Origin of the sequence: Amycolatopsis sp. WAC 01416 (assembly GCF_003947485.1) — a bacterium.
Taxonomy (GTDB): Bacteria; Actinomycetota; Actinomycetes; order Mycobacteriales; family Pseudonocardiaceae; genus Amycolatopsis.
The window spans coordinates 660,489-672,867 of sequence record NZ_QHHX01000002.1 but is presented as its reverse complement, the minus strand read 5'-3'; the positions used below and the strand labels follow the sequence as shown (position 1 = coordinate 672,867).

Sequence of the window (12,379 nt, the reverse complement as noted above, 5' to 3'; positions counted from 1 at the left end):
GCGACCTCACGCCGCGCCCTTCCCCGCCTTGACCGGCATCTCCAGCTGGACCTCGGTTCCTTCACCCGGTGCGGTACGAAGTTTGCACTTGCCCCCGTGCCGTTCCATCCGCCCCCGGATGGAATCGGCGAGACCGTGCCGATCGCTCGGCACGACATCGGGGTCGAACCCCTTGCCTCTGTCCCGTACGAAAACCGTCACCGCCGTCGGCTCGACCTCGGCGTACACACTGACCTCGTCGACGCCCGCGTGCTTGGCGGCGTTGACGATCGCTTCGCGCGCCGCCTGGACCAGCGCGGTCAGCGGCTCGTTCAGGGTGGCCTCCCCCACGACGACCTGCTGCACCGAGATCGCGAACGCGTCCTCGACCTCGCCGCACGCGGCAGCGAGTACTTCGGACAGCTGACCGCTGATGGCCTCTTCCTCGGTCTTCTTGTTCTTGCCGTACCCCGACGGCCCGTACAGCCAGCCGCGCAGCTCGCGTTCCTGACCACGCGCGAGGCGGGCGACCTCACGCGGCGAATCCGCCTGCTTCTGGATCAGCGCGAGGGTCTGGAGGACCGAGTCGTGCAGATGCGCGGCGATCTCGGCGCGTTCGTCGGTGCGGATGCGGGCGGTGCGCTCGTCGGACAGATCGCGAACCAGGCGCAGCCAGAACGGGACGGTCAGCACGGCCACCCCGAACAGCGTCGCGATCACCGCGACCAGCGCGAACTTGACCTGGTCGATGCTGCCGCTCTGCAGGACGACGACGCCGATGCCCGCCATCACCAGCGCGACGCCGGCGACCACACGGATCGCGGCCGACCAGCCTCCGCCGCCGAGGAACGCCGTGGCGACACCGCCCTTGGCGCCGAGGCGCCAGCGCCGTCGTTGCGACTCGTCGGCCTCCCGCCAGACGACGGCCGCGCCGATCATGGCGAGCGCCAGCGGAATGGCGACCCAGCCGCTGATGAAGCCGGTCAGCGTGCCGCTGGCGACGGCGAGGCCGACACCCAGCGCCATCAGGCCGAAAGCCTGCTGCTTGTCCTTCGGCGCGGATTTCTCCGGCTCGACCTCACCGGATTGCTGCTGGACGAAAACCCACAGCAGGCCGTACGCGAGAAGACCGACGCCGTTCAGCGCGGCGAGCAACGCGAACGCGGTCCGGACCCAGAGCACCTTGACGCCGAGGTGGTCGGCGAGACCGCCGGCGACACCCGCGATGGCGCGGCCGGAGCGGCGGCGGTACATCTTGGGCGGCTCGAACGGTGCCGGGGACAGGCTGCCGGCGACGGGCACCAGCGGGCGCTCGATGATCGTCGGCTTCACCTGTCCGGCGAGGTCGTTGGGGGCGGATTCCTGCACGTACTCCATGGTCACACGGAGTGGAGTACTGATCCATCGGGGAAACCCCTGACTCTTCCCGCTGGGGAAACCTCAGGGACGTTCCCGGATGTGGCGAGGGCCCGCCGGAGCGCATTCTTTGTGGCATGAGTGGGAGTGAGACACAGGTTCCGAAGCGCGGCCCCGCGGCCGGCTTCGAGGAGACCGTCAAGGATTTCTGGCGGAGCAGGCCGGTCCGCCCGGTGGCGGGCCGCAAGTTCGCCGGTGTGGCCGCCGGCATCGGCTACCGGTACGGCATCGACCCGACCGTGGTCCGTGTCGCGCTGGTCGCGGCGACCGTGTTCGGCGGTTTCGGCGTCTTCGTCTATCTGCTGGGCTGGCTGTTCCTGCCACAGGAGGGCGACCCCGTCTCCGCGTTCGAGAGCCTGATCGGCCGGGGGCGCGCGTCGAGCTCGCCCGCGTTCGCGGTGATGCTGCTGCTCCTGCTTTTCCCCGGTCTCACCTGGACCTTGAGCGGCGGCTGGATGACCGACGGCACCGGCTTGATCGGCTTGGCGCTGATGGCCGTCGCGCTGTACCTGCTGCACCGCAACCGCGGTCAGTTCAACCGGCCGACGGTGCCCGCTCCGGCCTATCCGACGGCCGCGTTCTCGATGGCGTCGGCGTCGGCGGCTTCCACCTCGACGGCGACCGAAGGCGGCTGGGACCCGCTCGCGGCCGACCCGTCGGCTTGGGACCTGCCGAACGCTTCGCCGTCCGGTGGGCTGCCGCCGCAGACCCCTCCGCCGCCTCCCGCGCCGCCGGCGCCTCGCGGCCGGAAGTCGAAGATCGGCGCCGCGACCTTCGGGATCGCCGTGCTGGTCGGCGGGGTCGGCACCGTTCTGGGTCTGGACGGCGAGGCGTGGTTCACCCCGCAGCACGTCGTCGGGCTCACCCTTGGCGTGGTCGGTATCGGGCTGGTGGCCGGTGCGTTCGTCCGGGGCGGTCGCGGGCTGATCGGGCTGGCGGTGCCGCTGGCGATCGTCGGGATGGCGCTCACCACGGTCCCGTTCGAGAACTTCTCCGTGAAGGGCGGCGTCGGCGACCTGAAGGACACGCCGAGCCAGGTGTCCGAGGTGCTGCCTGAGTACCACCGTTCGGCGGGGAACATCGACATCGACCTGACCAAGCTGCCCGCTGGGGCTTCGGTGAGCACGACGGTCTCGAACGGAGCCGGTAACTCGACGGTGCTCGTGCCGATGGGTGCCGAAGTGAAGGTCTCCTGCGAGACGGGAGCGGGCGACATCGACTGCCTAGGCCAGTCGCGTTCGGGGGTCGGCGAGGAGGTCGTCGACTTCACGTCGCCGGGCACCAATGGACAGAAGATCACTGTGAAGGTCGAAACCGGGGTCGGGAACGTGGAGGTGCGTCGTGGCTGAGTACGACTACGACAAGTACGACAGCACGCAGACTCAGTCGTCGCAGCCCGCGAAGCGCGGGGTGGACGTCTTCACCCTGATCATCGGGATCGCGACGCTGCTGGTGTCGGGTTACGTCCTCTCGGACGGCGCCTCGTGGCTCCCGCAGTTCGACTTCCGGTGGGTCATGGCGGGTGGGGCGATCTTCGTCGGCGTCCTGCTTCTCGCCGCTTCGCTGCGCAAGAGCCGCCGCTAGCGGCCCCGCTCACGATCCACCCCACTCCGAAGGCCCCGGCCCCTCGCCGGGGCCTTCGCCTTGCCCGCACCCCGGAGCGGAGCGACTTTAGCCCCCTAATCGCGATCCGGCGGCCGCCGCGCTCCGACCGCACCGGATCGCGTTTAGGGGGCTAAACGCGATCCGGCCCGCGCGGGTGCCCAAGGGGCCCAGAGCGCAGTTAGCGGGCTAAACGCGATCCGGTCGCCTGGGTGCCCAGGGCCTGACAGATCGCGTTCAGCCCGCTAAACGCAAGTCGGAGCGGGTGCGGTCACTCCCACTCGATGGTGCCCGGGGGCTTGGACGTGACGTCCAGTACCACCCGGTTCACCTCGGCGACCTCGTTGGTGATGCGGGTCGAGATCCGCTCCAGCACCTCGTAGGGCAGCCGCGTCCAGTCCGCGGTCATCGCGTCCTCGGAAGACACCGGCCGCAGCACGATCGGGTGCCCGTAGGTCCGCCCGTCGCCCTGGACGCCGACGCTGCGGACGTCGGCCAGCAGCACCACCGGGCACTGCCAGATCTCCCCGTCGAGCCCGGCCGCGGTGAGTTCCTCACGCGCGATCGCGTCGGCCGCGCGCAGCGTCTCGAGCCGCTCGGCGTCGACGGCGCCGATGATCCGGATGCCGAGCCCCGGGCCGGGGAACGGCTGCCGCTGCACGATCGTCTCCGGCAGCCCGAGCTCCAGCCCGACGCGCCGCACCTCGTCCTTGAACAGCAGGCGCAGCGGCTCGACCAGCTCGAACTGCAGGTCGTCGGGCAGCCCGCCGACGTTGTGGTGGCTCTTGATGTTCGCCGCGCCCTCGCCGCCGCCGGATTCGACGACATCCGGGTACAGCGTGCCCTGGACAAGGAACTTGTAGTCGCCCTTGGCCTTGAGGTCGCGCTCGGCCTGCTCGAACACGCGGATGAACTCGCGGCCGATGATCTTGCGCTTCTCCTCGGGGTCGGTGACCCCGGCCAGCGCGTCGAGGAACCGGTCGCGTGCGTCGACGGTCACCAGGTTGACCCCGGTCGCGGCGACGAAATCACGCTCGACCTGGGTGCGCTCGCCGGAGCGGAGCAGACCGTGGTCGACGAACACGCAGGTCAGCCGGTCACCGATGGCGCGCTGGACCAGCGCCGCGGCCACAGCGGAGTCGACGCCGCCGGAGAGCCCGCAGATCGCGCGGCCGTCGCCGACCTGCTCGGCGATGCGCTTGACCTGGTCGTCGACGATGGACGACGTCGTCCACTGCGGCTTGATACCCGCGATGTCGTGCAGGAAGCGGCGGAGCACCTCTTGGCCGTGCGGCGAGTGGTGCACCTCGGGGTGGTACTGGACGCCGGCGAAGCGGCGCTCGACGTCTTCGAACCCGGCGACGGCGGCGCCGTCACTCGACGCGGTCACGGTGGCGCCCTCGGGAGCCTTGGTGACGCTGTCGTTGTGGCTCATCCAGGCGGGCTGGTTGCTCGGGAGGCCGGCGTGCAGCACGCCGCCTTCACCGGCGACGCGGACTTCGGTGCGGCCGAACTCGCGGATCCCGGTCGGTTCGACCGTGCCGCCGAGGGCCTGCGCGAGCACCTGGTGGCCGTAGCAGATCCCGAGGATCGGCACGCCCGCGTCGACAAGGCCGGGCGCGAGGGCGGGGGCGTTCTCCGCGTACACGCTGGAAGGGCCACCGGAAAGGATGATCGCGGCGGGGTCCTTGGCGAGGATGTCCTCGGCGGTGGCGGTGTGCGGGACGACCTCGGAGTAGACCTGCGCCTCGCGCACGCGGCGCGCGATCAGTTGCGCGTACTGCGCCCCGAAGTCCACGACGAGTACCGGACCGGTGGGACTTGGCACCTGAAACCTCCAGATCAGAGCAGTACGCTTCCCCACCATCGTCCCAGGTGGGCCGGGTCACCTCGCCGCCAACCCCCTCACGATTCAGGACAGCGGATGACCGCGAGGCGTCCTACCGTCCGGGACATGGACATCGACTGGAGCAAGGAACTCTCCGAACAGCTCGACTGGCATTGGACGCGGCATCTCCGGCCCCGGCTGGACACCCTCACCGACGACGAATACCTCTGGGAGCCCGTCGAGGACTGCTGGACGATACGGCCGGGCGAGAACGGCGCTTTCACGATCGACTGGGCGTATCCGGAGCCGTCGCCGCCGCCGGTGACGACGATCGCCTGGCGGCTCGCCCACATCGTCATCGGCGTCTTCGCGATGCGGAACGCGTCGCATTTCGGCGGCCCGCCCGCCGACTACCAGACCTTCCCCTACGCAGGCTCCGCGAAAGAAGCGCTGGAGCAGCTCGACGACGCCTACGCGCGCTGGCGGGACGGCGTCCGCGGCTCCCCCGCCGAAGACCTCGCGCGCCCCTGCGGCGAGGCCGAGGGCCCGTACGCGGAGTACCCGCTCGCGACGCTCGTCCTGCACATCAACCGCGAGGCCATCCACCACGGCGCCGAGGTCCTCCTCCTGCGAGACCTCTACCGGTCCCGTCCTCGAGCAGAGCGCGTTTAGCGGGCTAAACGCGACGCGCCCATACTGGGGCCAGCCGAGGAAAGGACCCCGTCTTGCGAGCGACTCTCATCTACGGCGCCGGCGACGTACGCGTCGAGACCGTCCCGGACCCGAAGCTGAGCGAACCGACGGACGCCCTCCTCCGCGTGGTCCGCTCCTGCATCTGCGGCAGCGACCTCTGGCCGTACGGCAGCATGCCCGCGCGCGACCGCGGCGTCCGGATCGGCCACGAGTTCCTCGGTGTCGTCGAGGCCGTCGGCTCCGACGTCACCACGCTCAAGCCGGGCGACCTGGCCGTCGCGCCGTTCGTCTACTCCGACAACACGTGCCAGTTCTGCCGCGAAGGCCTCCACACCTCGTGCCTGCACGGCGGCAACTGGGGCGCGAAGGGCGTCGACGCCGGTCAGGGCGAGGCCGTCCGCGTCCCGCAGGCCGACGGCACGCTGGTGAAACTGCCGCACACCGAGGACGACGACCTGCTCGCCTCGTTCCTCACGCTCTCCGACGTGTTCGCGACCGGCCACCACGCCGCGGTGAAGGCGGGCGTGAACGAGCGCACCACCGTCACCGTCATCGGAGACGGCGCCGTCGGCCTCTCCGCGGTCCTCGCGGCGAAGCGCCTCGGCGCCGAGCGCATCATCCTGATGGGCCGTCACCGGACCCGCACGGACCTCGGCCGCGAGTTCGGCGCGACAGACGTCGTAGCCGAGCGCGGCGACGAAGGCATCGAGAAGGTCCGAGAGCTGACAAACGGCGAAGGCACGCACACCGTTCTCGAATGCGTCGGCACGAAGCCCGCCTTCGAGATGGGCGTCGGCGCGGTCCGCCCCGGCGGCACGGTCAGCCGCGTCGGCGTGCCGCAGTACGCCGAGGGGCCGATCGGCCCGTCGCTCTTCCGCCGCAACATCACCGTCACCGGCGGCGTGGCGCCCGCGCGCCACTACATCCCCGAACTGCTCGAAGACGTCGTCGAGGGCCGGTATCAGCCGGGCAAGGTCTTCGACCGGACCATCGGGCTCGAAGAGGTCCCCGACGGCTACCGCGCCATGGCGGACCGCGAGGCGCTCAAGGTGCTCGTCAAGCCATAGCTGGAATACCTTGTCCCCATGGACATGATCACCCCGGAGCCGCGCCCCGCCTGGATCGCCGGACGCCCCGAGCAGGGCGCTTCGACGATCACCGTGCACCACCCCTTTGACGGCAGCGAAGTCGCCACCGTCGCGGTGCCAGGACCGGAGCAGGTCGAACGAGCGGTGAGCGCGGCGGCGAGCGTCGCGAAGGAGTTTCGCCGTTCCTCGGCGCACAGCCGCGCCGCGGCGCTCGACCACGTTTCGCGCGTCATCGCCGGCCGGGCCGAGGAGATCGCCGAGGTCATCACCGCCGAGAACGGCAAGCCGCTCAAGTGGGCCGACGCCGAGGTGCGGCGCGCGGTGTCGGTGTTCCGGATCGCCGCCGAGGAGGCCCGCCGGTTCAGCGGTGACCTGCAGCGCCTGGACACCGATCCGGCGGGCGAGGGCAGGCTGGCACTGACCCGGCGCATCCCGCGCGGCCCGGTGCTGGGTATCGCGCCGTTCAACTTCCCGCTGAACCTGGTGGCGCACAAGGTCGCGCCGTCGCTCGCGGTCGGCGCGCCGATCATCGTCAAACCCGCGCCGCGCACGCCGTTGTCCGCGCTGATCCTCGGCGAGATCCTGGCGGAGACGGATCTGCCGGAAGGCGCGTTCTCGGTGCTGCCGCTCGGCAACGAGGAGACGTCGGTGCTCGTCGCGGATCCCCGTCTGCCGGTCGTGTCGTTCACCGGTTCGGGTCCGGTCGGCTGGTCGATCGCGGATGCCGCGCCGCGCAAGCACGTCGTGCTCGAACTCGGCGGCAACGCGGCCGCCGTCGTGCTCCGCGACTGGCCGGATCCGGAGGGCGCCGCGGAGCGCATCGCGACCTTCGGCAACTACCAGGCCGGGCAGTCCTGCATCGCCGTGCAGCGGGTAATCGTCGAACGCGAAGTGGCCGAGGAGTTCGTGCCCGCCTTGGTGGAAGCCGTGCGGGCACAGCGAACCGGTGACCCGTACGACAAGAACACCGACGTGGGCCCGGTCGTCGACGAGGCCGCGGCGGAACGGATCGTCGCCTGGATCGACGAGGCCGTCGCCGCGGGCGCGAAGATCCTCACCGGCGGCAAGCGAGACGGCGCGACGGTGGAGCCGACCGTGCTCACCGACGTGCCACCGTCCACAAAGGCCTGGGCGGAAGAGATCTTCGGCCCGGTGCTCGCTGTGTCCATTGTGGACGATGTCGACGAGGCTTTCGCTTCGGTCAACGAATCCGCGTACGGCTTACAGGCCGGCGTGTTCACGCGCGACGTGCATCTGGCCTTCTACGCGTCGACCGAACTCGAAGTCGGCGGCGTGATCATCGGCGATGTCCCGTCCTATCGCGCGGACCAGATGCCGTACGGCGGTGTGAAGGGATCAGGTGTCGGCAGGGAAGGCGTCCTCGCCGCGATGCACGACCTCACCGAGGAAAGGGTCACCGTCTTCACCGGCATCGACCTCTAGTCCGGGGTGACGGCCTGCGCGAACCCGAACACCTTGTCCGGGTCGTAGGTCTTCGCCACTTGCTTCAAGCGGGCGGCGTTGCCGCCGTAATAGGCGGTCATCCAGTCGGGCAGGGCGGGGTCGATGTAGTTGACGTAACCTCCGTCCAGCCCGAGCCCCGTCACCACTTCCGCGACGGAATCCGTTGCCACGGAACGGTTGCGCGCGTCCGCCTGGCTGTAGATCTGCACACTGCCGATCGCTTTGCGGTGCCAGAACGCGGTGGCGTCCGGGGCGATGTCGGCGACGGCGCCGCCGAGACCGTCGACCAGCAGGTCCATGCCACGCCTGCCGTCGAGGATCGACGTCAGCTTCGCAGGATCCACCGGTTCGCCGAGAATCCGCGATGAGGCCACAAAGGACTGACGGTTCTCGCTGCCGGAGAAGTACTTCATGGCGCCGAGATAGTCGAGCTGCTTGACGGAACGCGTCGCACCGGAGAATCCGTTCAGCAGCTTGCCCAAGGAAGCGGAATCGCCCACGTAGCAACCGGAAATCCGCGCACCGACCGGAGAACCTCCAGACAGCACGACATTCGCCCACAACTCCGGCGGGGCTTCGGGAAGCCAGCGCTGCCACTCGGCGACGACATCGTCCGCGCTGCCCGCCGGGAAACGCAAGGAGAACACCGAAACGGCCGACGGCGCCGGATCCGTGCGGAAGGTGAACGAGGTGACGACCCCGAAGTTCCCGCCTCCCCCGCCACGCAACGCCCAGAACAATTCGGGTTCGGAGTCCGCTGACGCCGTCCGGAGCTTCCCGTCCGCCGTGACGACCTGCGCGGACACCAGATGATCACAGGTGAGACCGTATTTTCGCGCCAGGACGCCGATTCCGCCGCCGAGCGTCAACCCGGCGATCCCGACACTGGGGCAGGAACCCGCGGGCAGGCAACGGCCGGCGGCACCGAGCGTCGCGTAGACGTCCTTTAGTTTCGCGCCCGCGCCGATCACGACCTGTTCACCTTGGACGTCCACTGAGGACATTCCACCGAGGTCGATCATCAAACCACCGTCGGGAACCGAGTAACCGGCGTAACTGTGCCCACCACTGCGCGCGGCGATGGGAACCCATCTCGCGGCAGCGGAAACGGCCGCCTGCACGTCTTCGGGCTTGGCGCATTTCGCTATGGCAGCGGGATTGAGGCCGTCGAAGGCCGGATTGAACACGCGCTTGGCGCTGTCGTAACCGGAATCCCCGGGCAGGAGCAGGGAGACTTTGTTCCGCAACGCCGCCCAGTCCGGCGGGCCGGACGGCGGCGTGACACTGGTGCTCGGCGGCAAGGACGTGCCGGGAGCCGAGCTGGGCGCCTGCGCGGGAGGCGCGGCGGAACACGCCGTCGCGGCCGCCCCGGCCACGGTCGCGCCGGCGAGTTTGAGGAACGCCCTTCTCTCCATGCCCGTTAGACGCCCAGCGGGCGGGCAGGTTGCGGCCCTACCCCCGAAGGTGTGCGCTCACCGGCACGACCAGCGGCGTGCCGGACACCGGATCGGCCATGACCTTCGCCGTCAGACCGAAGATCTCGTCGAGCAGCGGCTCGGTGAGGACCTCCGCGGGTGGCCCTTGCGCGACGATCCGGCCGTCCCGCATCGCGACCAGCTTGTCCGCGTACCTGGCGGCGAGATTGAGGTCGTGCAGCACCATCACCACGGTGGTCCCGCGTTCGTTGTGCAGCCGGTACACCAGGTCCAGCACGTCGATCTGATGCGCGAGGTCGAGGTAGGTGATCGGTTCGTCGAGCAGGAGCAGCCCGGTCTCCTGTGCCAGCGTCATCGAGATCCACGCCCGCTGCCGCTGCCCGCCGGAAAGCTGGTCGACGACCCGGCCGGCGTGCTCGTCCATCCCGGTCAGCCGCAGCGCCCGCTCGATCGCCTCGTCGTCGGAGGACGACCACTGCCGGTACCAGCTCTGATGCGGATGCCGCCCCCGCCGGACCAGGTCGGAGACGGTCAGCCCTTCAGGCGCGGACGGCGTCTGCGGCAACAGGCCGATGATCTTGGCGACCTCGCGGGTCGGCAGCTTTTCGATCCGCTCGCCGTCGAGCAGCACCGCGCCCTGCCGCGGTTTGAGCAACCTGGCCAGCGCGCGCAGCAGCGTCGACTTGCCGCAGCCGTTGGGGCCGATGATCGCGGTGACGGTCCCGTCGAGGACGTCGAGGTCGAGGCCGGTCACGACGGGCGTTTCGCCGTAGCCGAGTTCCAATTCCCGGGCACGCAATCTGGCTTTCACGCGCGCTCCTCCTTACGGCTGCGGACGAACAGGAAGATCAAGTAGGGCGCGCCGAGGATCGCCGTCAGCACCCCGACCGGCAGCCCGGACAGGCCCGGCGTCACCCGGACGGCGAAATCCGCGCCGACGGTCAGCAGCGCGCCGAGGACCATCGACCCGAACAGCGGCGGCTGCGCCGAGCGGACCAGCCGCAAGGCGATCTGCGGGGTGGCCAGCGCGACGAAGGTGATCGGGCCGGCGGCCGCGGTGGCGACGGCGACGGAGGCCGCGCCGAGCAACAGCAGGGTCGCGCGGGCGGCGTCGACCCGGATACCGAGGCCGCGCGCGGTGTCGTCACCGAACTGCAGGCCGCCGATGGTGTGCCCGGCGACCAGCGTGATCGGCGCGAGCACGGCCAGTGCGAGCAGGACCGGCGCGACCGATTCCCAGCCGACGTCGGCGAGGCTGCCGACGATCCACGTCGTCGCCCGCGCGGCGTTGTCGACGTCTCCGATGGTCAGCATCCAGTAGACGAGGTTGTAGCCGACCGCCGACAGCGCGATACCGATCAGGACGAGCCGGTAGCCGTCGATCCCGCGCCGCCACGAAAGCGCGTACAGCAGGATTCCCGCGATCACGCCGCCCGCCAACCCCGCGAGCGGGACGCCCAGCGTGCTCGCCAGTCCGCTGACCTGGCCGCCGGTGCCGCCCGCGACGATCACGCCGACCGCGCCGACACCCGCGCCCCAGGTGATGCCGAGGATGTCCGGGCTGGCCAGCGGATTCCTGGCGATGGTCTGGAACAGCGCGCCGGACAGCCCGAGGGCCGCGCCGACGCCGATCGCGGTCAAGGTACGCGGCATCCGCAGGTCGAAGATGATCCCGCGTTCCCGCGCGGTGCCACCACCGAACAGCGTCTTCAGGACGTCACCGAGGCCGATGTGCGAGGTGCCGATGCCGATGTTCAGGGCCGCGACCAGCACCAGTGCGACCGCCGCGAGGGTCACGACGGCGAGTGTCCTCGGCCGGACGGTCCAGGCCGCCGGGCCGAACGAGATCACCTTGGGAGCCGTCATATCCGTGCCAAGCCCTTCTTGCGGACCAGGTGGACGAACACCGGCACGCCGAGCACCGCCAGCATGATGCCGACCTCCAGGTTGTCCGAGGCGACGACGCGGCCGAGGAGGTCCGCGGCCAGCAGCAGGATCGCGCCGAGTACCGCGGAGAACGGCACCAGCCACCGGTAGTCGGGGCCGCTGATCGCCCGCGCGAAATGCGGGACCAGCAGGCCGAGGAACGCGATCGGCCCGCAGGCGGCGACGGCGGCACCGGTCAGCAGCGTGATCGCGGCGACCCCGAGCAACCGCGTGCGCCCGACCCGCCGTCCGAGCGCGACGGCGACGTCGTCACCGAGCGCCAGCGTGTTCATCCCCGGCGTGTTGATGACCGCGAGGAGCAGGCCGGCCGCCACGAACGGGGCGATCTGGCCGATCATCGCGGGGTCGCGACCGGCGATCGAGCCGACGTGCCAGAACCGGTAGGTCTCCATCCCGCGGTCGTCGCCGAGCACGATCGCGGAGATGACGCCGTTGAGCAGGGCGCTCACCGCGGCTCCGGCCAGCGCCAGTGTCACCGGGGTGGCGCCGCGGCCGCCGACCGCGCCGAGCAGGAACACCACGGCGCTCGCGATCAAGGCACCGGCGAAGCCGAACCAGATGAACGCGTACAGGTCGTCGATACCCAGCACGACGACCGCGAGGACGACCGCGAACGCCGCGCCCTGGGTGACACCGAGCAAGCCGGGGTCGGCGAGCGGATTCCGGGTGTGGCCCTGCATGAGCGCGCCGGCCGCGCCGAGCGCGAGGCCCGCCAGTACGCCGAGCAGCGTGCGCGGGACGCGTAACGAACGGACGATCAGATGATCCGGCACACCCGTGGGATGGAAGATGGCGTCCCAGACGACACCCAAAGGAATCGAACGCGCACCGAGGGCGATGCTCGCGACGCAGATCACAGCCAGAAGTGTGACGAGCAGGGCTCCCGCTGTCGCCTTCCCAACACGAACTTCCACTGTGGACATCCG

The 12,379-nt window shown here is 70.2% G+C and carries 11 protein-coding genes; 5 read left to right on the top strand and 6 right to left on the bottom strand.

Features of this window, described 5'->3' with window-relative positions; all coding sequences use genetic code 11:
- Positions 1-6: 6 nt before the first annotated feature.
- A complete protein-coding gene (locus DL990_RS07565; RefSeq protein WP_125788886.1) occupies positions 7-1,362 on the bottom strand; it encodes an ATP-binding protein in 1,356 nt (451 codons plus the stop codon).
- 110 nt (positions 1,363-1,472) lie between these two features.
- Between DL990_RS07565 and DL990_RS07560 the strand changes: the two genes are divergently transcribed.
- Together DL990_RS07560 and DL990_RS07555 are read left to right on the top strand one after the other, a co-directional pair.
- A complete protein-coding gene (locus DL990_RS07560; protein ID WP_125788885.1) occupies positions 1,473-2,744 on the top strand; it encodes a PspC domain-containing protein in 1,272 nt (423 codons plus the stop codon).
- Positions 2,737-2,979, top strand: coding sequence for a hypothetical protein (locus tag DL990_RS07555; protein ID WP_125798237.1), 243 nt, complete (start codon positions 2,737-2,739; stop codon positions 2,977-2,979). The genes DL990_RS07560 and DL990_RS07555 overlap by 8 nt, the downstream gene beginning before the upstream one ends.
- A gap of 289 nt (positions 2,980-3,268) precedes the next feature.
- Here DL990_RS07555 and guaA read toward each other — a convergent pair whose 3' ends face one another.
- Positions 3,269-4,825 carry a glutamine-hydrolyzing GMP synthase gene (gene guaA, locus DL990_RS07550; protein WP_125788883.1) on the bottom strand — a complete coding sequence of 519 codons (1,557 nt, stop codon included), beginning with the start codon at positions 4,823-4,825 and terminating at the stop codon, positions 3,269-3,271.
- A gap of 126 nt (positions 4,826-4,951) precedes the next feature.
- Here guaA and DL990_RS07545 point away from each other — a divergent pair, with 126 nt between their 5' ends.
- From DL990_RS07545 to DL990_RS07535, 3 genes are read left to right on the top strand one after another with little or no spacing between them, the layout of a single operon-like run.
- Positions 4,952-5,497, top strand: coding sequence for a DinB family protein (locus tag DL990_RS07545; protein WP_125798236.1), 546 nt, complete (start codon positions 4,952-4,954; stop codon positions 5,495-5,497).
- Positions 5,498-5,550: 53 nt separating this feature from the next.
- Positions 5,551-6,585 (top strand): zinc-dependent alcohol dehydrogenase family protein, encoded by a 1,035-nt coding sequence (locus DL990_RS07540; protein ID WP_125798235.1) that lies wholly within the window; start codon positions 5,551-5,553, stop codon positions 6,583-6,585.
- A gap of 18 nt (positions 6,586-6,603) precedes the next feature.
- On the top strand, positions 6,604-8,049 hold the full coding sequence (locus DL990_RS07535) for an aldehyde dehydrogenase family protein (protein ID WP_125798234.1): 1,446 nt from the start codon (positions 6,604-6,606) through the stop codon (positions 8,047-8,049).
- On the opposite strand, the gene DL990_RS07530 is transcribed toward DL990_RS07535, so the two are convergent.
- The 4 genes from DL990_RS07530 to DL990_RS07515 are packed head-to-tail and all read right to left on the bottom strand — an operon-like array spanning position 8,046 to position 12,376.
- Positions 8,046-9,485 (bottom strand): FAD-binding oxidoreductase, encoded by a 1,440-nt coding sequence (locus DL990_RS07530; RefSeq protein ID WP_233620415.1) that lies wholly within the window; start codon positions 9,483-9,485, stop codon positions 8,046-8,048. The genes DL990_RS07535 and DL990_RS07530 overlap by 4 nt on opposite strands.
- Positions 9,486-9,522: 37 nt before the next feature.
- Complete coding sequence (locus DL990_RS07525) at positions 9,523-10,317, bottom strand: ABC transporter ATP-binding protein (RefSeq protein WP_125788879.1); 795 nt, start codon at positions 10,315-10,317, stop codon at positions 9,523-9,525.
- Entirely contained in the window at positions 10,314-11,372 is a 1,059-nt protein-coding gene (locus tag DL990_RS07520) for an iron chelate uptake ABC transporter family permease subunit (RefSeq protein ID WP_125798233.1), read from the bottom strand. The genes DL990_RS07525 and DL990_RS07520 overlap by 4 nt, the downstream gene beginning before the upstream one ends.
- Entirely contained in the window at positions 11,369-12,376 is a 1,008-nt protein-coding gene (locus DL990_RS07515; protein ID WP_233620414.1) for an iron ABC transporter permease, read from the bottom strand. Before DL990_RS07515 ends, DL990_RS07520 begins: the two co-directional genes overlap by 4 nt.
- Positions 12,377-12,379: the final 3 nt, after the last annotated feature.